Genomic DNA, 21,094 nt, shown 5'->3' with positions numbered 1-21,094 from the left:
GCCGGCGTCAGCGAGCAAGGGTGCAGCCGCGAGACTGGCCCCTGCCAGCATGATCTTGCGGCGGCTCATGGTCGCGGGCCCTTCACCCATTCTGCTGTCGTCACTCATCCTTGCATTCTCCTCAAGATTTCTGTCGGCTGGTGAATACGTCGTTGACTACCGGCACGGCGGTAAACACGTTGGGCCACCCGGTGTAGAACGCCAGCTGGGTCAACATTTCCGAGGCTTGCCCCTGGGTCAGTCCGTTGTCCATGGCGCGATTGAGGTGGGCCGCCAGTTGTGCGACCTGCCCTGTAGCGATCAGCGCACTAACGGTGATCATGCTTCGGTCTCGTGGCGCCAATCCCGGCCGCAGCCACAGGTCGTGGAACAGCGAAGCGCTGGTGTAGTGAACGAGTCCTGGCGAAACGGGGCCGACGTTCTTGTCGACGTACGCCGTGCGCACCTTCTCGGAGGCCTGGTCGATAGGCAGCAGGGAAGGTGATACAGGGGGCAATTGATCTGGGGTGATACCGCGCTTGGCAAAGACATCTTTGGTGGTAAGGATCGTCGCGGTGGCGTTGCCCCAGCCGCTGTAGAACGCAAGATGGTTGATGGCTTCAGAAATTTCCGCAGGCTTGACGCCGTTGTCCAAAGCCAAATTGAGGTGGTAGGCGAGCTCCACCGTTTGCTGTTTGGAGATGAGAACTGCCAGCGTGACAAGACTTCGATCACGCGGTGACAACCCCGGGCGCTTCCATACCTCACCTAATAGCGTGGACTCAGTGTTATAGGCCAGCGCCGGAGAAACAGCGCGCATGTCATCCAGCGTGGGAACGGGCGTCAAGCTATCTGTGGTCATGTGACTCGTAGGCGAGCAGGCAGCCAGCAGCAGGGTGGAGCAGGCAATACCTGCTTTCGCGAACTTCACCGGGAAGCCTCGTATTGGGCTTCAGTCACAGGCTCCATCCACTCGACATTTTTGCCATCAACAGCTTCTTGAATCGCCATGTGAGTCATGCCGGTGGTGGCCGTAGCGCCATGCCAGTGCTTAACGCCTGGCGGTGTCCAGATGACGTCCCCTGGCTTTATCACTATCTTCTCGCCGCCTACCTGCTGTACCCAACCCGTACCCGCAGTGACGATCAGCGTCTGGCCTCTTGGATGAGTGTGCCAGGCCGACCGTGCGCCCGGCTGAAACGTCACGGCGCCTGCTGAAACGGTCGATGGCGCGCGAGCAGCGAAGAGCGGGTCAATCCGGACATTTCCGACAAAGTTGGCAGGTGCTCCCATGGTCGATGCTTGATCACCATTGCGGCTGATGGCCATGGCCTGGTCTTTTGGAATGTCAGCGCCATGGGCAGATATAGCGGCGCACATCATCGCTACCAGCGAAGACGTTTTGAAGAGTGCTCTCATGGACAAGCTCCTGCTCAATGGGCGGAGCTGACACGCTAAATGAGGATCTGCGCTGGCACTACCAGCCAAAACCAACATGATCCGATGAGCCCTGCTCAGTAATGTCAGTCCGCGCACGTTTTGATGCGTACATCCGCTTTAAATCGACGCGCTCACCAATTGATGAGTGCTGCTCAGTAGAACATCCCAAGTTTGCCCGGTATTCAGGGCCGTTCCGGTTGATTAGCGTGGGCGGACTTAAAACATTCAGTGCCAGCGTTCACTGATCTCCCAACCGAAGAGGACTTGAAGATGAACACACGACTTCTTCCGGGCACGGCGTTCGCTGCCTTGCTTATCTACAGCGGCCTGAGCCCCAGTGCTGTTTGTGCAGAGACGGTGAATGCGCGAGCGCAAAAGGGGGCATCAATGAAGTGGGAGCAAGCTGAACTGAGCGCCATCGTTAAGGCCGACGATTTGCATATCTCCGTGTTCAGAGAGGACATGGTGAATTACGGGACGCCAACCTTTATATGGTGTGTCGAGGTGGGGGGTGACCTTTACGTCCGGGCTTACAACGGCGTCCAGTCTCGCTGGTACCAAGCGGCGTTGAAGCAAAAGGCGGGCAGGATCATCGCAGCTGGCAAGAAGCTGGACGTGAGCTTTGAGCCAGTTGGCGGGGCCCTCAATGACCGCATCGACGATGCCTACCGGGCGAAATACAGCACCAGCAGCTACCTAGTTCCTATGATCAGCGAGCGCTCACGGGCAGCTACTGTTCGGATATTGCCCAAAGGCAGCTCGCAGTGAGTGAGATCGGCGTAGCAACGGCAGAGCACCGTTCGCAAGATGTTCAACGATCGGGGCGTGAGCGGCAGCGTGGTATCCGTATCCTGTTGATCCTGAGCGCTTTGCTGGCGTTCGCGTCCATTTCCACCGACCTCTATTTGCCAGCGATGCCCATCATGGCTTCATCGCTGCATGCGGACGACGGCGCGATGGCATTGACCGTGAGTGGTTATCTAGCGGGGTTCAGTGCCGGGCAGTTGTTCTGGGGCCCGTTCAGTGATCGATTTGGTCGCCGGCTGCCTGTAGCGCTTGGGTGCATCCTGTTCATCGCGGGCTCAGCCGGCTGCGCGCTTGCCGCCGATGGAACAGCTTTAATCGGCTGTAGGGTTGTGCAAGCGTTGGGCGCGTGCGCCAACGTTGTTCTCGCTCGGGCAATGGTGCGCGATCTTTATGAGGGCCGTCGTGCCGGACAGATGATGTCGACATTGATGACCATCATGGCCGTTGCGCCGCTGGCCGGGCCCACTGTAGGTGGACAGATCTTACACCTGCTCTCATGGCAAGCGATCTTCTGGACATTGGTTGTAATGGGCTTGGCCACGCTGGCCAGTCTGGTGATGTTGCCCGAAACGCTACCACCTGAACAGCGAAGCCCGACTTCACTGCACACGATCATGCAGCGCTATCGCGTCCTACTGCGCACACCCAAGTTCATGGCGTACATCGCCACGGGTGGTTTTTTCTATGCAGGCACCTTTGCCTACATCGCCGGATCGCCCTTTGCTTACATCGCGTATCACCACGTCAATCCGCAGTGGTATGGCGCGCTTTTTGGTGCCGGCATCGTCGGCCTGATGGTGACGAACCAGCTCAACGCGCGATTTCTAAACCGCCATGAGATCGATTCTCTTTTGCTAGTTGGAGGCGTCATTTCGGCCGTTGCTGGAGGCGTCATCGCATTCACCACATGGGCGGATTGGGGCGGGCTACCACTTCTGATCTGTGGATGTTTTGTATTCGTTGCTGCCACAGGTTTTGTCCTCGCCAACGCCATCACGGGCGCCCTGGGGTGCCTTCCCCAGTTTTCCGGCACGGCATCGGCTCTCGCCGGTGCACTGCAGTACGGCGCAGGCATTTTGGGCTCGGCTCTAGTCGCCACATTTGCAGATGGCACTCCCTGGCCCATGGGCTTGGTGGTGGGTATCTGCGGACTTGGCTGCTTCCTTAGTGCGGCCTGTGTGCTGGCAACTCATAAATCTGATCACATTTGAAAATCGAGGAATATTCGATGAGCTTTTCGTTTGAAAACAAAGTTGCATTGGTCACCGGTGCAGCCTCTGGTATTGGTCTGGCAACCGCCAAGGCGTTCGCCCAGGCAGGGGCATCGGTAGCGCTTGTAGACGTCAATGGCGAGGCTGCACAGGCTCAGGCGCAGGCACTGGTCGCTGCCGGCCATAAGGCGATCGGCCTTCGCTGCGACGTCGCCGACATTGATCAGGTCGAGTCCATGGTCAAAGAGACCATCGCTACATTCGGACAACTCGACGCGGCGTTCAACAACGCAGGCATCCAGAACATCTTGGCCGAAATCGCCGACGCCACCGTCGACGACTATGACCGCGTCATGTCCATCAACCTTCGTGGCGTCTGGGCCTGCATGAAGTTCGAGCTGGAGCACATGCGTCGGCAGGGTAGCGGCACCATCGTCAACTGCTCTTCGTTGGGTGGTTTGGTGGGTGGTGCAGAGCGCGCCAACTATCACGCCGCCAAGCACGGGGTGATCGGCTTGACCAAGAGCGCCGCGCTTGAATATGCCGCCCGCGATATCCGTGTCAACGCAGTATGCCCCGGGCTGATCTGGACACCAATGGTTGATCAGATGGTCGCATCGGGTCAGGGCGAGGCGCTCGAAGGCATGACCAAAGCCGTGCCGATGGGTCGTCATGGGCAGCCTGAAGAAATTGCTGACGCAGTGCTGTGGCTGAGCAGCAAGTTCTCTAGCTACGTGACTGGGCAATCCATTTCCGTCGATGGCGGTTTCATCATGCGCTGACCCATCTGGAACGCTGAGTTTTCCTCGTCTATGCCCAGGCACGCCCAAGAGTATCAATGCCCAATACAGTATCAAGGAAGTCATTTATGTCGGACACAAACCTATCACGGACAGCCCGTACGCTGCTGATCGCACTAGGCATTATCACCTTGCTTCCTGGGGTTTTCATGCTCGTTGCGGGTGCTTACCTCATCACGTTGGGTGGCTCTTGGTACTTTGCATTGGCGGGACTGGGCATGACCGCTGCCGGGATACTTTTGGCGCGCCGACGTCTGCCTGGGGCCTTGTTGTATCTGGCAGTGTTCGTTGCGTCGATAGCCTGGTCTGTGTGGGACGTAGGCCTGACATTCTGGCCACTGTTTTCTCGCTTGGTAGCGTTGGCCGTTCTCGCTCTACTGGTACTGCTGGCAATACCTGCGCTGCTTTCTGGCGTCAAGCCATTACAAGCCAGGCTTTCCAATGTGGGCGCATTGGTGGTGGCCGTGGGCATCGCCGCCACGTTCTACGCAGCGCTGCAGCCACAGCCAATCCAAACAGCCGACGGAGCACCGACTCCAGTGCCTGGCAAAGCCGTTGGCACCGTTGAGCCTGCTTCCGATTGGCGCTACTTCGGGCATACCCCATCGGGTACTCGCCACGCCGTCCTGGACAAGATCACTGCGCAGAACGTCTCTGACCTCAAGGTCACCTGGACGTATCGCACTGGAGAAATACCCAAAGGTAGCAACGAAGGCCATGTGGTGACGCCGCTGCACGTCAACGGCGTGCTCTACGGTTGCACTCAGTCGAGCCAGCTGTTTGCCCTGGACGATGAAACCGGGAAAGAGATCTGGCACCACGATCCGAAGGTGCAGACCAACAATGTCTACCCGCGCTGTCGCGGGGTGGGTTATCACGATTCGACCGTGCAAACATCGGATTCGGATTCGGATAGCTCAGCGCCTGCTGCTTGCAGTCGGCGGATTATTGCCACCACTGTCGATGCGCGCCTGATAGCCGTGGATGCGCAAACAGGGGAGGCATGTACCGACTTTGGCGACCATGGCAGCGTAAGCTTGCGTATCGGCTTGGGAAGCTCTGACAAAGAGCTCTATTTTCCGACTGCGGCGCCGACTGTAGTTCGCGATTTGGTCGTCGTCGGCGGACTGGTCTGGGATAACCAGAAAACCGGCGAGCCGTCCGGAGTGGTACGCGCATTCAATGTCCGCACCGGCGCGCTAGTCTGGGCGTGGGACTTGGGAAATCCCGCGATTACCCGCGAGCCCCCAGAAGGGCAGAGCTATACGCCGGGTACGCCCAACGTCTGGTCGACACCGGCGTTTGACGACGCGCTGGGCCTGATCTATCTGCCCACGGGCAATGCGACACCCGACTTCTGGGGCGGCGAGAGATCTGCTGCTGACGATCGCTATTCCTCCTCCATTGTCGCGCTGGATATCGCCACGGGGCGCGAGCGCTGGCACTTCCAGACTGTTCATCACGACCGGTGGGATTACGACGTGCCGTCGCAACCGGCCCTTTACGATGTTCCGGATGGCCACGGTGGTACCTTGCCGGCCCTAATCCAGACGACCAAACGTGGTCAGATCTTCATGCTCGATCGCCGAACGGGCACGCCGATCGCCAAGGTCGAAGAGCGTCAGGTTCCCCAGGGTGGCGTGGTGGACGACCGCAGTTCGCCGACCCAACCGTATTCCGTAGGCATGCCCGCTATCGGCACTGAGCCCCTCAGCGAGAAGCGCATGTGGGGGCTGACACCGATCGATCAGTTGATCTGCCGTATCGATTTTCGCAAGGCTCGCTATGAGGGTGAGTTCACACCTCCCAGTGAGCGCCTGACGATCCAATACCCAAGCTGGTTGGGCGGCATGAATTGGGGCTCGGTCTCCGTCGCGGAAAATCTCGGCTACCTGATCGTGAACGACACCCGTGTCGCCATCTGGAATCGCATGATTCCTCGCAAAGCTTACGACGAGGCCGGTGTCAAAGGGGGCGGCCATGAGGGCAATGCTCCGCAGGCAGGTACACCATGGGGGATCGAGATGGGGCGTTTCCTGTCGCCATTGGGGATCCCCTGCCAAGAACCGCCGTACGGAACCATAAGCGCTATCGACCTGGCCACACGCAAGGTCGCATGGTCTATGCCGCTTGGCACGACGCAGGACACTGGCCCACTGGGTATAGCCACCCACCTGCCTATGCCTATCGGCATGCCGACGCGGGGTGGGCCAGTCACCACGTCGACCGGCCTGGTGTTTATCGCGGCGTCGCAGGATTTCTACATCCGGGCATTCGATGTGCGCACGGGTAAGGAGTTGTGGAAGGGACGCTTGCCAGTGGGTGCAGAAGCAACGCCGATGACGTACATCTCGCCGAAAACCGGCAGGCAATTTCTGGTCATCAGCGCGGGCGGGAACTCCGCTACGACGAAGAAGGGAGACTACGTTGTGGCATACGCACTGCCTCAGTGATGGAGGTACCTGATCGACGAATACTCCGCCTTGGTATCCGGTTACGGAAGTAGGCAAGCACCTTGATCTAAAACCGGGCTGAGGCTCAGTCCGTCAGGTAGGAGCTCAGGCTGATGAGAGATTTTCACGGTAACCAAGTTGATCAACTTAAGGGTAGGCCCGACGGTGGACAAGCCGGGAGACGATCGCTGCTCAAAGTGACTGCTGCATTGCTTGGTGCAACCTTGATACCGGGCATTTCAAGTCGAGTCATGGCGGAGCCTACAGACTCTGAAAACAAGCCCGTATCGGCTTCAGCGGGCCGATCCAGCTCGTCGATGGGCCGGTTCGATGCTCGGCCTCAGGATGTGCAGATTCTTTTTGTGGATCTGCAGGATGCGTTGACGCAGGGTAGCCGTTCAATAACCCCGGCTGCGCTTCGGAACAATGCCGGAGTGCTCGCAAAGATTGCCCGACTCCTGGGGATACCGATGACTTTCTCCCTCGTCCCTGTCAAAGGAAAACCTGGTGAGCTCATTTCGGAACTCCGGCCGTACTCGAATGCGCATAACACTTCTCAGCGCTTATTGGCTCCAAGCTTCACTGACGAGGCGATGGTTGCGAGCCTGGCGAACAACCGCCGCCAGACATTGATCATCTGTGGATTTGCGACGGAGGTAGCTGTATTGGAGTCGGCATTGGGGGCTATCAATTCAGGTTATACCGTGCACGTCCCTGTCGATGTTATCGGCAGCGCGTCTTCTCGGACGGAGTCAGCGGCACTACGCCAAATGGAGCTGGCGGGGGCGTTGCCCACATCGATCATCAGCTTGGCGGCGAAATGGTCACCCAATTTTTCCGAGGAGCCAGGGGCATCTGTGCTCGCGGCATTTTCCGAAATTCAAACTACCAACTAGGAGGCTTCCATGAAGTACCGTAGGTTAGGTAATACGGGCGTGGTGGTATCTACGCTCGGTCTGGGCACCATGTATTTCGGTGACCAAACTTCAGAGAAGGATGCTTTCGATATTCTCGATGCGTATGTCGAGGCAGGTGGAAACCTGATTGATACCGCCAACGTTTACGCCGGAGGTGCTGCTGAACAGGTCGTAGGGCGATGGTTTGCCAACCGGCCGGACGAGGTCACAGGCCGTGTTGTGCTCGCTACCAAAGCACGATTTGGTACAGGCCCGGATGTTAACGATGTGGGCTTGTCTCGTCGCCATCTTCAGCGTGCGTTGGACAAGTCCCTTAAGCAACTGAACGTCGACCGGATCGATCTTTACCAAATGCATGGCTGGGATCCTTTGACCCCTGTTGAGGAGACGCTCGCGTTTTTGAATGAAGCTGTCCGGTTGGGAAAAGTCAGCTATATCGGGCTTTCCAACTTCACGGGTTGGCAGTTGCAGTTGATGATATCTACTGCTAAGGCTATGGGCGTATACCTCCCTGTGGCGCTTCAGGAGCAGTACAGCCTGCTCTCTCGTGAGATCGAGTGGGAAGTCATTCCGGCAGCATTGCACAACGGCATTGGCGTGTTGCCTTGGTCACCTCTGGCTGGTGGCTTCCTGACCGGCAAGTACAATCGCGGCGGCAGGCCGGACTCTGATACACGTGCGGGTTCGGACAACAAGCTATACCAATGGACGTCCGCCGAGTACGCAGACTCAGATCGCAACTGGGCGACTATTGACAAGCTCGTAGAGATCGCAAAAGAAATGGGCGTGCCGGCTTCGCAAGTCGCTTTGAGTTGGCTCTCCCATCGACCGGGTGTAACGGCGCCGATTGTTGGCGCACGTACGCTTAAGCACCTTACCGATAACCTTGGCGCTGTTGAACTGGTGCTGAGCTCGGACGCAACGTCTGCATTGGACGAGGTGAGCGTACCTGTTTCAGGTGGGTATCCCTATGGTGCGTTTGGCGTCGGCCAGCGCGCAAGATCTGTGGACTCATCAGCTCAAGCCCTCGGGGCTTTGGTTGGCAAAGGTTCTGATCACCCACTGGGGCATGCGTAACCCCAAACCCCAAATCCTGCCCCTAGCTCAGCCTCAAGGTTGAGCTAGCTTCAATATTCTGCTCTTTTCAAGGAAACCAATATGGAATTCAAACGCCCAGGATCTCAGCCATCCATGAAAGGCCCTGAAGAATGGTTCACCGGTACCGTCCGGATTGATCCATTAAATTTCCCGCCTGAACCGGCCAGGGTTTCTGTGGCCAGTGTCACGTTTGAGCCTGGCGCGCGCACTGCTTGGCATACCCACCCGCTTGGCCAGACCCTGATCGTCACGGCTGGATGTGGTTGGACGCAATGTGAAGGGGAGCCAATCGTGGAGATTCGCGCAGGCGATGTTATTTGGTGCCCGCCTGGACACAAGCATTGGCATGGCGCTTCACCGACCACCTCAATGACCCACATAGCAGTTCAGGAAGCTTTGGACGGCAAAAACGTTGAATGGCTTGAAAAGGTTACTGATGAGCAATATGAGGTTGGCCCTACTAGAGATCTCAATGATCATAGCCATTGAGCTGACGTCTTAGGCGTGACGCTACTCGAACACTTTAGCGCTGCATGCACCATTGCGGTAGAAGGCATGAATCGCCCCAGTAAAATACCCCAACTAATGCTACCGGTGTCGATAGCTTACTCACCTCGATGCCTCAGTCGCTCCTCGCTTGCTCGGTCGTGGTGCTGTAAACGCAGCGTGCGGGTTCTTAACTGGCACTATCGTCCGGTTTCAGTGCTGGCCGAGGCCGCCGAGGGCGTGACCACTCGCAACGATGAGGATCTCGCGCAAATGCTTCAACCCTTCGTCTTTATCGGAACGTGGGTGCCAAGCCATGCTCAATGTGTAGGGCGGCACTTGAAAGGTAATTCGAATGTGTTGAGATCATGGTCATGAGATTCGAAAATCCTACCGGGGAGCGTTGCGATGAAGTCACTCTGGCTTAGGACCTTCGGGATAGTGGCGAAGCTTTCCATCACACCAACCACCTCGCGCCTCCGTCCGATATCTATCAAAATTTCGTCCATATGCCCACGTAGATTTTCTCGAATGCTTGAAACCACTAAGTGCTTCATCTGACAGTAGCTGTCGATGGTCAGAGGGGCGGTGCCTCTAGGATGGTTTTGCCGGTGTGCAGCGACAAACGCATCCTGTATCAATATCCGCGCCTTCAACCCCTGAGGAATATTTCTATCGGTGTCCAGCAGGAGATCCAAGTCCCCATTTTCCAGCGCCTCTACGGATGAAGGATACCTCGGGGCTACAAACACTATTCTCGATGCCTCGGATCCTCCGGCCCCCTTGATGATGACGTCACGAGCGAGTCGATCAAGCGCGTAATCATTTGCCGCGATTCTAAAAGTCCTCGCAGCCTTCGCGGTCTCAAGCTGACCTTGGTCGCCTGCGACCTGATTCAGCATCTCGATGATGCTTTGCAGTGAACGAGCCATTTGAGTAGCACGCGGCGTAAGCACCATTCCCCGCCCGGATTCAGCCTTGACCAGCAGTGGATCATCAAAAAGCAACTCTCAGCCTTTTGAGCTGTGCAGAAAGTGCAGGCTGAGTGATTCCAAGCTTGACAGCTGCATAGGTGATGTTGCGCTCGCTCAGGAGCACATGAAGGGATTCGAGCAGGTTTAAATCGATCTTAGGGCGTGTGGCCATAATTGCCAGTGATACCTGTATAAGCGCTGTGATTTTGACTCAGCCCTGCTCGCGGCAGAACATGTTGATGACTTTTTTACCGATCCAAAGGGCTGCGAATGAATCCTTTTGATCGGCCAATTCCATCGACATGAGATCTGCCGAAATGACTGAAGACCAAGTTCGCGATATCGCTTATTGCAGCCCATTGGGTGGGAACGTCTACCCACGTGCCCCGTTCAGGTTTGTAGACCGTGAATACCTCATCGTGACCTATCGGACGGATCCCGAGGCGCTGGCCAGGGTAATACCGGCCCCGCTCATGCCAGCCGAGCCTATCGTGAAATACGAGTTCATTAAAATGCCCGATTCCAGCGGGCTGGGTGATTACGTTGAGTCAGGGCAGGTGATTCCGGTGACATTCGAAGGTAAGCCAGGTAGCTACACCCACCGGATGTTTCTCAATAACACCCCAGCTGTATTTTCGGGGCGCGAACTGTACGGGTTCCCTGAAACACTGGCGCAGCCGAAGTTTGAGATGCGCAGCGACACGTTGGTCGGGACGCTGGACTACGAAGGCGAGCGCATAGCGACCTGCACCATGGCCTACAAACATCAGCACTGGATCCTGCGGACATTGAGCAGTCACTGCGCCAACCGGTGTTTCTAGTGAAAGTGATTCCCCACGTGGATGGCACTCAGCGCGTGCTGGAACTGGTCAACTGCAAGATTGGCCGAGTAAAAGTACGGGAAGCATGGTCGGGGCGCGCCTCGCTTCTATTGAATCCTCACTGCTTCTCGGACATGCACGAGCTGCCGGTAATGGAAGTGCTTTCCGCAGTGCATTTCGTAGCAGATCTCAGCATTGAGAATGGTGAAGTCGTCCACAATGATCTGGCGTCCTGAGGGCATAAAGACATGACTCGCAAAATTGAAACGGTCAGCGTCGTCGGTGCCGGTGTCATCGGTGCGAGCTGGGCTGCACTGTTTTTGGCACACGGCTATAAGGTCATTGTTACGGATCCTGCGCCAGGCGCAGAGAAGGCCTTGCATTCGGCGATCGCGCACGCATGGCCGTCACTGATCGAGTTAGCGGGCGCTCCCAGCGATTATCCCATGGCTAATATTGCCTTCACTTTGAACCTTTCGGAGGCAGTGAATAAAGCGGACCTCATTCAAGAAAACGGCTCCGAGAATCTTGATTGGAAACTGGATTTGTACGCTGAACTGGATGAGCTGGCCCCTGCACATACCATCATTTCCTCAAGCTCCTCGGGGTTGCGTATAGGAGACATGGACTTGCCCCTACCAAACCAGACACCAACTCCCCGTTAAATTGATGCTGCTGCCAAACGCCTAAACTCTCTCGGCGACCGATATTTCAAGGCGCTGTGAGCATGCTGCTCGTTGTAATGCTCGAAGGCAATCGTCAAATTGCACAGCGCGGTTTCTCGATCCGGTTTAGGCATGTGCGCCACGTAATCACGCTTGATCGTCTTCACGAAGCTCTCTGCCATGCCGTTACTTTGCGGGCTGCGTACCGGTGTGGTCACCGGCTGCAAGCCGATCTGGCGAGCAAACAGACGCGCCTGCTCGGCGATATAGGCCGAACCGTTATCGCTCAACCATTGGACGGGCGTGCTCGGTAGTTGATCGCCAAATCGCTTCTCCACGCTTTCCAGCATCAAGTCTCGGATGTCGTCACCGCTGTAGCCCGTCGGGCTGGCGACCCAGCTGATGGCTTCGCGGTCACAGCAGTCCAGGGCAAAAGTCACGCTCAACTTCGCACCGTCGTCGCAGCGAAACTCGAAGCCGTCCGAGCACCAGCGCGTATCGCTGGTCGTAACGGCAATTCGGCCTTCATGCCGGCGTTGCACGCCAGGTTGCTTGATGCGGCGTTCCAGCAATAGATTGTGGTCGCGCATGACACGGTAAACCCGTTTCACATTGATCGGGGCCAATGACTGGACTTCACGCTCGCGGCGCAACAAGCCCCAAACACGACGGTAGCCATAGCTCGGCAACTCGCTGACTTGCCGCTTAACCTCAGCGACCAACTCCGTATCGTTCACCAGCCGACGTCGCCGTACTTTGGGCGATACCGATTGCTTGATTCGAACCGTTAATTGCGAGCGCGACACACCGAGACATTCGCTGACCAGTTTCACTGGTCGTCCCCCGGCAACAAGGGTGAGTGCGCAATCCATTTTCGCGACCGGGCGATCTCCACGGCCTCTTTGAGGACTTCGGCCTCCATCGTTTTCTTGCCCAGCATCCGCTGCAACTCTCGGATCTGCTTGAGCGCATCGCTCAGTTCCGACGCCGGTACCACGGCCTCGCCAGCACTGACCGCCGACAAGCTCCCGTCCTGGTAAAGCTTGCGCCACAGGAACAGCTGGTTGGCATTGATGCCGTTGCGCCGGGCCACTACGGACACACTTTGTCCGGGTTCGAGGCTCTCGCGAACCATGGCCAGCTTCTGGTCGGTGCTCCAACGGCGTCGGCGTTCCTGGCCGAGCAGCTCGCCACCCTTATCGTTGCTGTTAGTCATATACATACCCGTTTGCCTATCCCTTATCTTAAGGGGGGAACGGTGTCCTGTCTTTCATGGGGCTCGTTCAAGACATCCAGGCAGCTTATCAGCGCCACCCCGAACGTACACTGATTGGTCACCCGTTCAACCCCCCTCATCTACTCCCGTTGGTCGAGCTGGTCGGTGGCCCCAAGACGTCCGAGGCAACCATCAACGCCGCACGGGATTTTTACGAGGCCATGGGTAAGAAAAACATTGTGCTTCGTAAGCAAATCGTCGGCCACGTAGCAAACAGACTCCAGGCAGCACTCTTTCGCGAGGTCACCCATTTGGTCAAAGAGGGCGTGGTTTCAGTGGAAGATGCGGATGCCGCTGTGCGTTTTGGCCCAGGTCTGCGGTGGAGCGTAATGGGCCAGTGTCTTCTTTACCATCTCGGCGCCGGAGACCAGGGGCTGGATAAGTTTTTGGATAAATTTGCACCCTCTATCAATAGTTGGTGGGCTGATCTAGGTACTCCAGTGCTTGATCAGGAAACCAGAGCCGTTTTGTCTGCGGGCGTCAGGAAAGAGGCAGGATCGCGAAGCCTCGCTGATTGGGTCGCCTGGAGAGACAGGATGCTCATTTCGCGGCTGAGGGCAGATTGAATCATTACGACTTTTCGAATGTTTGGCAGGAGCAGTAATCGTAGAACCCTTTACCGGTTTTCCTGCCTAGCAGCTCGGCTGCAACCATTTCCCTCAGGAGCGGTGCGGCCCGGTATTTGTCGTGCCCGAACCCCTCTTGAAACGACTCCATAATCGCGAGCATCGTATCCAGTCCAATGAGGTCTGCGAGTGCGAGCGGGCCTATCGGTTGGTTGCATCCGAGCTGCATGCCGGCATCGATTTCCTGTGCCGAGGACAGGCCTTCCTCTAATACGAAAATCGCTTCGTTGATCATTGGAATTAGTATTCGATTCACAACGAATCCGGGTCGGTTGCTTGCGTTAATCGCTGTCTTCTCAAGCTTCTCTGCCAACCTCCATCACACGCTCATGGCAGGCGTCCGAAGTCCGGAGCCCCCGAATGACCTCCAGCCTCATCATCGGTACCGGATTGAAAAAGTGCAGGCCTATGAATCGCTCCGGATGATCAATAGCAGCAGCCAACTGCGTTACCGAAAGTGAGGAGGTATTCGTGGCAATAACGCACTCACAATCAATATATGTCGCGATCTGGTTGAGCACTCGAACTTTCAGCTCTAAACTTTCTGTCGCAGCTTCAATAGCCATGGCTACTTGAGACAAAATCTCATAATCGGTGCTCGGCTGGATTCGCGCATAGGCGTCGTCAGCAATTTGCTGGGTTAGTGCCTGCTTCGCTACTTGCCGATCAAGATTCTTACGCAGTGTGCTCAAGCCCCGATCCACAGCGGCCTGGCTGATATCCAACAGGAAAACATCGTACCCTGCGACGGCACACACCTGAGCGATACCGTTTCCCATGGTTCCGGCGCCGATCACGCCTATAGCTTTTGATTTCAAGGTGGGTGTACTCCCGGGAAGATGGTTCAGTCTCCTGAACTAATGCCGATTAGTCGCCTTTCGCATCAACCAGCACGGCCATCAAAAGCGCATCCACTTCGCCTCTGTTGACCCAACCGTGGTTGGTGCCTCGTTGGATGACGACGTCGAATGGATTCATGTCCACTTCTGCATCATCGAGTATGAGTGTGATAGAACCCTGGAGAAGGATGATGTAGTCCGTGGTGGCGCTTCTGTGCATGCCAGGGCCCCGACGCGTGTCTGGCTGAACATGCGAGGCGTTCATTCTGGCAAACAAGTCGCTCCATGCCTTCGCTATTTCATCGGGGCTTAGATGCGCCGTGCTGGATTCAGGGGGGATCTGAAAGAAACGAAAAACAGTCCCGAAGACGGGGGGCTCCAGTGAATTGGACTGCTCACCGCGATCAATCCTGAGGTCATGGTCGTGGGGTGTTTTGCCAGTAGTCCACAGTTCGGTCAACCCACCGATGACATGAGTGGCAGGGCCGTCGATAAAGACGGAGGAACGACCGTTTGCGTCATCAAAGGTGATAATGCGTCGAACCGGTATGAGCATGGGAAGGCACTCTTATTTTTTGACTGGGCCATTTGGTTTGTAGACCTCTTGGGATCTGCCTTGCGTCATACTACGAATCCCATCCGGTAAATACGAGGTCTCCAGTGACACCAAAGGGGTCTGAAGTGGACACGTGTTTTTACCTCGTTTCATCTCGCAATTGGCGGGGGGTTTTGCCCGTCCAGCGTTTGAAGGCGCGACGGAAATTGGTGCTGTCGCTGAAACCCAACTTTGCTGCAATATCCTCTGTGCTCATTTTCGTCGTTTGTAGATACTCGATGGCCAGGCTACTGCGGACGTCATCCAGGATCGCTCCGTAGTCCGTATCTTCCGCCAGCAACTTTCGCCGCAGCGTCCGGGTAGTCAGCTGCATATGCACAGCTATTTGTCCCATGGTCGGAAACTGGCTAGGGGTCAACATCATCAGTTGGTAGACCTCTCCGGCCACTCCCCTGGAGGTCTTCGCCCTCCCGATCAATCGGTCACACGTTTCCTGGAGCATAGTGCGGGTCAATCGATTTGCGAGCTGGGGCGCCTGGGACAAAATGGCTCGCGGGTAGTGAAGTTCGGTTGCCTGAGCGTCGAACACACACTCACAGCCCAGGAATCGCTCATACCTGGCTTTGTCAGCCGGAGTGGGGAATGTGAATAGCGCCCTGACCGGTGTGCACTCATTGCCAGCAGCGTCCCTGAGGTGAGTGACGTGCTGGGCCATCTGCTGGCGGATAAGGAACTCTCGGGTCTCTGCACTCATCAGGTGGTGATAGAGTTCTGTGAACTCCCAGATGGCTGCGTCTTCTTCCTCACGCCAACTGATGAGCACGGTGGGCGTAGCCAGAACGTGATATTTCACGCCAAAGTCGAAAAAGTCGCGCAAGGTCAAACTGCACATCAGTGCGTAGCCATACATCCCATACGCCGAGAGATGCATTCGTGACCCCACTTGGAAAGCCGTGGAGGCGTCGGCTGAAGCCCTGATGACATTGTCACAGGCCTCGATGTACTGATGAATCGATGTGAGTGTGTTGGGATCGTTGATCTGATTTGCGTCGAGCTGTGTGCCCATTAAAACCACGTCGGGGGTTATGCCTTGATCTGCCACCGTTTCGACCAGCGTGGCGATCTTGTAAGGAGCAAAGATTTTCTGATTTAGGAAAACCTGATTCGGTGCAGGCATGGGCGAGTCCATTTTTGTAGGTGTCCGATTAAGACTGGCAGCTGTCCTTCCAAAACCTTACCAGTTTATGGACTCGCTCGTAGTATGACTCCAACAAGAAAGCCCAACGGGCTCGATAAAAACGGAGTCATCATGCAAAAAATCCTTAACGCCTGTGTCATCGGTGCGGGGCTGATGGGGCATGGCATTGCACAAGTCTTTGCCCTGGCTGGTCACAAGGTCATCCTCCATGACCCTGATCGGGCGATCCTCGACGTTGCTCCCCAACGCATTGCCCACAACCTTGATCAGATGGGGCTCGCCTCCGCATCTGTTCTTGCCAATATCTCTCTAGTTAGCGACTTGAAGGCTGCTGTTGCAGGCGCCGATATCATTATCGAAGCCGCGCCTGAACGGCTTGAACTGAAGCAAAAGCTGTTTGCTGAGGTGGCTGAATTCGCGCCCAGCCATGCGATCTTAGCGAGCAATACATCTGTCATCCCGATCACTGCAATTGGCGAACTGCTCGAAATGGATGCACGGGCTCGCCTGGTTGGAACGCACTGGTGGAATCCCCCCCATCTTGTCCCTCTTGTCGAAGTCGTACGCACCGAGTACACCTCCGCACAGGTATTTGACTCGACTTTTGAGCTTCTTCAGAGCCTGGGCAAGTCCCCCGTAAAAGTAAACCGCGATGTCGCAGGCTTTATCGGCAATCGGCTTCAGCACGCGATGTGGAGAGAGGCAATCTCGCTAGTTTCTCAAGGCGTCTGCGATGCGCAAACCATCGATACCGTAGTTAAGCAAAGCTTCGGTATGCGCATGCCATTCCTCGGCCCAATGGAAAACGCTGATCTGGTAGGGCTTCAGCTCACCCAGCTAGTACACCATGTAATCTTTCCTGATTTGTGCAACGACCAAGCACCTAATCCCCTACTGGAAACGCTCCTTTCCCAAGGTCGTGAGGGGATGCGCACGGGCCAAGGACTTCGTTCCTGGACTCCGGAGCAAGCCGACCAGGTTCGTATGCAGTTGGCGTTGCGACTCATTGAGTCCATCAATACGCCTGCCCTTAAAACGCTAGTGGTTGAGTCCGTATGATGACCAATAAGAATCGCAAGATCATCATCACCTGTGCTGTAACAGGTGCTATGCACACTCCGACCCTGTCGGAATATCTGCCAATCACGCCGGAGCAGATTGCTCAGCAGGCGATTGAGGCCGTTGAGGCCGGGGCCTCCATTGTGCATCTGCATGCTCGCGACCCGATTGATGGCCGGCCCTCGCCAGACCCTGCATTGTTCGATCAATTTGTTCCCGAAATCGCGCGTCAGACCGGCGCGGTGATCAACATTACTACCGGTGGCAGTACCCGTATGTCGTTGCAGGAGCGACTGGCCTACCCACTGCGTGCACGACCCGAGATGTGCTCGCTGAATATGGGCTCCATGAATTTCTCCATTCATCCCATCGCACGCAAAATCGACCATTGGCAGCATGAATGGGAAAAGCCTTATGTCGAAGGCATGGAGGATTTGATTTTTCGAAACACCTTTAAGGACATCAAGCACATTATGCAGGACTTGGGTGAGTCCGGAACCCGGTTCGAGCTGGAGTGCTATGACGTTGGCCACCTGTACAACCTTGCGTATTTCGTCGAAGAAGGGCTGATCAAACCGCCATTCTTTATTCAGTCCATATACGGCATTCTGGGCGGCCTCGGCCCCGACCCAGAAAACCTGGCCATGATCCGGGGTGTTGCTGACCGCCTGTTTGGTCGTAGCAGCTATGAGTTCTCGATCTTGGGAGCAGGTCGCCATCAGATGTCACTGTTGACCGTCGGCGCGATTATGGGCGGTCATGTTCGTGTTGGCTTGGAAGACAGTATTTATCTGGAAAAAGGCGTGAAGGCCAAGACCAACGCTGAGCAAGTCAGGAAAATCCGTCGGATCCTCGAAGAGCTGTCGTACGAGATCGCAACCCCTGATGAAGCACGTCAGATTCTGGGCTTGAAAGGGGCCAGCAACGTGGGTTTCTAAGCCTGCGGTCGCGACTGTGTACGTTCCACGCTGGAAGCATTGGGGACTATGGTTAGAGTCCTTGAATGTTTCCAACTACCTAAAACAATAATAATTATCGCGAGGATTGACCATGGCAAATCTCGGATCACTTTTGGGAGTTTCCCCAGACCTTCATTCGTTGGATGAAAGCCTCAAGGCCGAAAACTCTGTTTACCGAAAAATCACCTACCGTCTCGTTCCACTGCTGTTCTTGGCTTATCTACTGGCCTTCCTTGACCGAATCAATGTCGGTTACGCCAAGCTGCAAATGAGTACTGACCTTGGCTTTTCCGAAGCCGTCTATGGGCTCGGCGCAGGAATTTTCTTCATCAGCTACCTGCTGTTCGAGGTGCCTAGTAACCTGTGGCTTGAGCGCATCGGAGTTCGAATCACCATGCTCCGGATCATGGTGCTCTGGGGATTGGTGTCAGCATCTACGATGCTGGTAAAGACGCCTGAGCAGTTTTATCTTGTCAGGCTCTTGCTGGGTATCTGCGAAGCCGGTTTCTTTCCAGGCATCATTCTGTACCTCACCTACTGGTTTCCAAGCACTCGACGCGGGAAGGTTACAGGCCAATTCATGTTTGCCATCCCGGTAGCAGGTATCATCGGCGGCCCGATTTCGGGTTGGATCATGTCATCGATGAATGGGGTGCACGAACTGGAGGGCTGGCAATGGATGTTCCTGATCGAAGGGCTGCCGACCATAGTGATCGGATGTCTCTGCTACTTGTTGTTAGCCAATCGTCCAGCAGATGCAAAATGGCTGAGCGCCGACGAAAAGCAGATTGTCATCAAAGCGATGGCAAGAGATACCGATCCATCTAGTGCTAATGGTCATGTCGGAGTGTTGACCAAGCTGCGTCTGGCCCTGAGTGATATCAAGGTCTGGCTGCTCGCGTTCATTTACTTTACAACCGCATGCGCGAATTACACCTTCACGTTTTGGATGCCTACGATCATCAAAGGGCTGGGTGTAACAGAGGTTTCCCACATCGGGGTTCTGTCAGCAATCCCCTACATCTTTGCTGCCTTAGGTGTGTTGTTCATCTCGGCCAGTTCGGATCGGCGGAGGGAGCGTCGATGGCATGTTGGCGGCTCATTGATACTTGGCGCAATCGGCCTCGCCATTACGCCTTTTTTGAATAACTCGCTGGTGGCAACCCTCGCGGTCTTGAGTATTGTTGGCTTTTTTCAGTTCGGTGCCGGCATCGCCTATTGGGCGATACCCTCTACGTATTTGAACAATGCGACTGCGGCGGTAGGGATCAGTCTAGTCAGTTCGATTGGCGTTATCGGTGGCTTCGTCAGCCCTGCTTTGCTCGGCTTTATTAAGGATCTGACAGGCAGCTTGGATAACGGCATATACACTATCGCACTGCTCATGCTCGCAGGCGGCTTAGCCATATTGCTTGCATTGCCTCCAACCGCTGTCAGGGTGGGACATCGTTGATCGCTCAAACTCCTGCGCCCGGCTGATGCTTGGCCAACGGTGCACACCACCGAGCTCTATTGGCAACCTTGAAATTTTCGATCATTTCAAGACTAAGCATGAAAGGCTTTCGTATGAAAATCATAGATATTGCGGGCCCACCACTCTCTATATTCATAGAGGTCGTAGAGGAAGGCGACTGTATTGCCATTGTCGGCAACCGACGGCCTTCCTTGAAGAGAAGTTCTACGGCTGCCTCAACTTCTGGCGAGGTGCTGCACGGGGTGAGCATCCATTCGGAGATGTCAGTCGACTTGGACGGCGAGATTGAGGCATTATTCAATTCGCTGAAGTGACTTTGCTGGTAACCCAGCTTAGCTTGCCCATCGAGGGTGGGCTTCAGTGATTAGCCGATCGCTTTCGCGATATCGGTCTTTGGTGGCTGGCCGTGTACACCCAATAATAATAGAATGATATTTTAAGATTTAAATAGACGTGACTGTAATGAGCTTGATCGTCAATGTGATCGGGAGCTACCTGAGCGCTGGTATATCTCCGTATTATTGTCAAGTGATCCATTACGCTACATGATGCAGTGGCTCCCTCACCGCCGTGGCTGTGCGTAACCAGTCGTTTACAAGGCTGGACAAATTACCCTCTCGGCATCTGAGGGTCGCCAATTGCGGCAGTACGCATAACAGCAGTATCGAGTGACATCAAAGATTGAGCACAACACATACCTGCTCCTCCGAGCTCAATTGATCGACTAACGAAAGCGCTCGTCCTCCTCGGACATCAAGAGCGTAGTAGCCTGTTTTTAAGATGGATTTTCCCGTTTAAGACGGCTGATCCGGGCGTCCAGCTCTGAATTTTCTGCTGTTTGGGTGTCAGCGCTTTGCTGGTCGGTGTGGCACCGCCTCGTTCCTGCTAGAGATGGTTGACCCAACGTCGCAGGGCCGATTCTACCAACCCGAGCGACTGGGCTGCATTAGTGTGGCTGTAGCCCTGGTCAAGCACCAGGCCGGCAGCTTCGCGCTTGAATTCAGGGGTGATGGTACGTCTTTGTCTGCTCATCAAACACCTCTATGTGGCGATCATTTTTGCCTAAAAAGGTGCCCGGGGTTAGTAGACCACTACACTGATCGCCGGATCGTTGGGGAAGATTCCTACGACATCAGTGCGACGTTTGATTTCCGCGTTCAGCCGTTCCAGCGGGTTAGTGCTGTGCAGTTGCTGGCGGTGAGCCTTCGGGAAGGCCATGTGAGCGAGTACTTCATCCTCGCAGCCGTCCATCAGCGCCGCGATTTTCGGATATTTCTCGCGCAACTGATCGGCCACCAGACGCCATTGTTGGTGGCATTCAACGCGACTTGTCACCGCCAATGTAAAACTGACCCCCTAACGCCAACTCAATTTTGACCCCCTGGGCGATCATGGTGGCTTTGAGCTGCCGAGATGTTGACCCAGGAGCAGTCAGTGGAAATCAAGGTATTGGCCC

Annotated in this window: 20 protein-coding genes and 3 pseudogenes; 14 read left to right on the top strand and 9 right to left on the bottom strand. The window is 55.6% G+C overall.

The features are described from left to right. Nucleotides 1–121: 121 nt before the first annotated feature. Together LIX93_RS27480 and LIX93_RS27475 are read right to left on the bottom strand one after the other, a co-directional pair. Nucleotides 122–910, bottom strand: coding sequence for a carboxymuconolactone decarboxylase family protein (locus tag LIX93_RS27480; protein ID WP_226507188.1), 789 nt, complete (start codon nt 908–910; stop codon nt 122–124). Continuing rightward, entirely contained in the window at nt 907–1,398 is a 492-nt protein-coding gene (locus LIX93_RS27475; protein ID WP_226439392.1) for a cupin domain-containing protein, read from the bottom strand. The genes LIX93_RS27480 and LIX93_RS27475 overlap by 4 nt, the downstream gene beginning before the upstream one ends. 291 nt (nt 1,399–1,689) lie before the next feature. On the opposite strand from LIX93_RS27475, the gene LIX93_RS27470 reads away from it, so the two are divergent. From LIX93_RS27470 to LIX93_RS27440, 7 genes are all read left to right on the top strand, one after another. Further along, nucleotides 1,690–2,187, top strand: a complete 498-nt coding sequence (locus LIX93_RS27470) for a DUF2255 family protein (protein WP_226439393.1) — start codon at nt 1,690–1,692, stop codon at nt 2,185–2,187. Then, on the top strand, nt 2,184–3,437 hold the full coding sequence (locus LIX93_RS27465; protein WP_226439394.1) for a multidrug effflux MFS transporter: 1,254 nt from the start codon (nt 2,184–2,186) through the stop codon (nt 3,435–3,437). Before LIX93_RS27470 ends, LIX93_RS27465 begins: the two co-directional genes overlap by 4 nt. A 17-nt stretch (nt 3,438–3,454) precedes the next feature. Next, nucleotides 3,455–4,219: a glucose 1-dehydrogenase gene (locus LIX93_RS27460; RefSeq protein ID WP_226439395.1), complete on the top strand. Its 765-nt coding sequence runs from the start codon at nt 3,455–3,457 to the stop codon at nt 4,217–4,219. 86 nt (nt 4,220–4,305) lie between these two features. Beyond that, nucleotides 4,306–6,690 (top strand): membrane-bound PQQ-dependent dehydrogenase, glucose/quinate/shikimate family, encoded by a 2,385-nt coding sequence (locus LIX93_RS27455; protein WP_226507187.1) that lies wholly within the window; start codon nt 4,306–4,308, stop codon nt 6,688–6,690. A gap of 113 nt (nt 6,691–6,803) precedes the next feature. Continuing rightward, nucleotides 6,804–7,586 carry an isochorismatase family protein gene (locus LIX93_RS27450; RefSeq protein WP_226507186.1) on the top strand — a complete coding sequence of 261 codons (783 nt, stop codon included), beginning with the start codon at nt 6,804–6,806 and terminating at the stop codon, nt 7,584–7,586. 9 nt (nt 7,587–7,595) lie between these two features. Further along, nucleotides 7,596–8,684 (top strand): aldo/keto reductase, encoded by a 1,089-nt coding sequence (locus LIX93_RS27445; RefSeq protein ID WP_226507185.1) that lies wholly within the window; start codon nt 7,596–7,598, stop codon nt 8,682–8,684. Nucleotides 8,685–8,765: 81 nt separating this feature from the next. Continuing rightward, a complete protein-coding gene (locus tag LIX93_RS27440) occupies nt 8,766–9,194 on the top strand; it encodes a cupin domain-containing protein (RefSeq protein ID WP_226507184.1) in 429 nt (142 codons plus the stop codon). Nucleotides 9,195–9,511: 317 nt separating this feature from the next. Here LIX93_RS27440 and LIX93_RS27435 read toward each other — a convergent pair whose 3' ends face one another. After that, complete coding sequence (locus LIX93_RS27435; RefSeq protein WP_226507183.1) at nt 9,512–10,198, bottom strand: LysR substrate-binding domain-containing protein; 687 nt, start codon at nt 10,196–10,198, stop codon at nt 9,512–9,514. Between the two features lie 284 nt (nt 10,199–10,482). Here LIX93_RS27435 and LIX93_RS27425 point away from each other — a divergent pair, with 284 nt between their 5' ends. The 3 genes from LIX93_RS27425 to LIX93_RS27420 are packed head-to-tail and all read left to right on the top strand — an operon-like array spanning nt 10,483 to nt 11,651. Further along, nucleotides 10,483–10,986, top strand: a complete 504-nt coding sequence (locus tag LIX93_RS27425) for an acetoacetate decarboxylase (RefSeq protein ID WP_260524941.1) — start codon at nt 10,483–10,485, stop codon at nt 10,984–10,986. Continuing rightward, nucleotides 10,977–11,222, top strand: a complete 246-nt coding sequence (locus LIX93_RS29635; RefSeq protein WP_346015246.1) for an acetoacetate decarboxylase family protein — start codon at nt 10,977–10,979, stop codon at nt 11,220–11,222. Before LIX93_RS27425 ends, LIX93_RS29635 begins: the two co-directional genes overlap by 10 nt. Before the next feature lie 12 nt (nt 11,223–11,234). Continuing rightward, nucleotides 11,235–11,651, top strand: coding sequence for a 3-hydroxyacyl-CoA dehydrogenase NAD-binding domain-containing protein (locus tag LIX93_RS27420; RefSeq protein ID WP_226507181.1), 417 nt, complete (start codon nt 11,235–11,237; stop codon nt 11,649–11,651). Here LIX93_RS27420 and LIX93_RS27415 read toward each other — a convergent pair. Further along, nucleotides 11,648–12,867 (bottom strand): IS3 family transposase gene (locus LIX93_RS27415; RefSeq protein WP_226507180.1). Its coding sequence is split into 2 segments (ribosomal slippage): nt 11,648–12,522 and nt 12,522–12,867, totalling 1,221 coding nucleotides; the frame shifts between segments, so codons are not numbered across the junction. The genes LIX93_RS27420 and LIX93_RS27415 overlap by 4 nt on opposite strands. A 56-nt stretch (nt 12,868–12,923) precedes the next feature. On the opposite strand from LIX93_RS27415, the gene LIX93_RS27410 reads away from it, so the two are divergent. After that, nucleotides 12,924–13,493 carry a 3-hydroxyacyl-CoA dehydrogenase NAD-binding domain-containing protein gene (locus tag LIX93_RS27410; RefSeq protein ID WP_226507179.1) on the top strand — a complete coding sequence of 190 codons (570 nt, stop codon included), beginning with the start codon at nt 12,924–12,926 and terminating at the stop codon, nt 13,491–13,493. Between the two features lie 4 nt (nt 13,494–13,497). Here LIX93_RS27410 and LIX93_RS27405 read toward each other — a convergent pair. The 3 genes and pseudogenes from LIX93_RS27405 to LIX93_RS27395 all read right to left on the bottom strand — a co-directional run bounded on the left by LIX93_RS27405 (nt 13,498) and on the right by LIX93_RS27395 (nt 16,125). Next, a pseudogene (locus tag LIX93_RS27405) lies at nt 13,498–14,332 on the bottom strand (3-hydroxyacyl-CoA dehydrogenase NAD-binding domain-containing protein). Between the two features lie 88 nt (nt 14,333–14,420). After that, on the bottom strand, nt 14,421–14,948 hold the full coding sequence (locus LIX93_RS27400; protein ID WP_226439411.1) for a cupin domain-containing protein: 528 nt from the start codon (nt 14,946–14,948) through the stop codon (nt 14,421–14,423). Between the two features lie 139 nt (nt 14,949–15,087). After that, the gene (locus LIX93_RS27395) at nt 15,088–16,125 is read right to left on the bottom strand and encodes an AraC family transcriptional regulator (protein WP_226439412.1); all 1,038 of its coding nucleotides are present in this window, start codon (nt 16,123–16,125) and stop codon (nt 15,088–15,090) included. 132 nt (nt 16,126–16,257) lie between these two features. Here LIX93_RS27395 and LIX93_RS27390 point away from each other — a divergent pair, with 132 nt between their 5' ends. From LIX93_RS27390 to LIX93_RS27380, 3 genes are all read left to right on the top strand, one after another. Then, a complete protein-coding gene (locus LIX93_RS27390; RefSeq protein WP_226439413.1) occupies nt 16,258–17,205 on the top strand; it encodes a 3-hydroxyacyl-CoA dehydrogenase family protein in 948 nt (315 codons plus the stop codon). Then, on the top strand, nt 17,205–18,143 hold the full coding sequence (locus LIX93_RS27385; RefSeq protein WP_226439466.1) for a 3-keto-5-aminohexanoate cleavage protein: 939 nt from the start codon (nt 17,205–17,207) through the stop codon (nt 18,141–18,143). The genes LIX93_RS27390 and LIX93_RS27385 overlap by 1 nt, the downstream gene beginning before the upstream one ends. Before the next feature lie 112 nt (nt 18,144–18,255). Then, the gene (locus tag LIX93_RS27380) at nt 18,256–19,617 is read left to right on the top strand and encodes an MFS transporter (protein ID WP_226439414.1); all 1,362 of its coding nucleotides are present in this window, start codon (nt 18,256–18,258) and stop codon (nt 19,615–19,617) included. 758 nt (nt 19,618–20,375) lie between these two features. Here the strand turns inward: LIX93_RS27380 and LIX93_RS27375 are convergent. Together LIX93_RS27375 and LIX93_RS27370 are read right to left on the bottom strand one after the other, a co-directional pair. After that, nucleotides 20,376–20,670, bottom strand: a pseudogene (locus LIX93_RS27375) (transposase); the annotation flags it as partial. 54 nt (nt 20,671–20,724) lie between these two features. Further along, nucleotides 20,725–20,949: pseudogene (locus LIX93_RS27370) on the bottom strand (transposase); the annotation flags it as partial. Nucleotides 20,950–21,094 lie beyond the last annotated feature (145 nt).

It is taken from the genome of Pseudomonas sp. MWU16-30317, from assembly GCF_020515695.1.
Classification (GTDB): domain Bacteria; phylum Pseudomonadota; class Gammaproteobacteria; order Pseudomonadales; family Pseudomonadaceae; genus Aquipseudomonas.
Note: the sequence above shows the minus strand (reverse complement) of the source record. Positions and strands in the feature narration are given on the sequence as shown.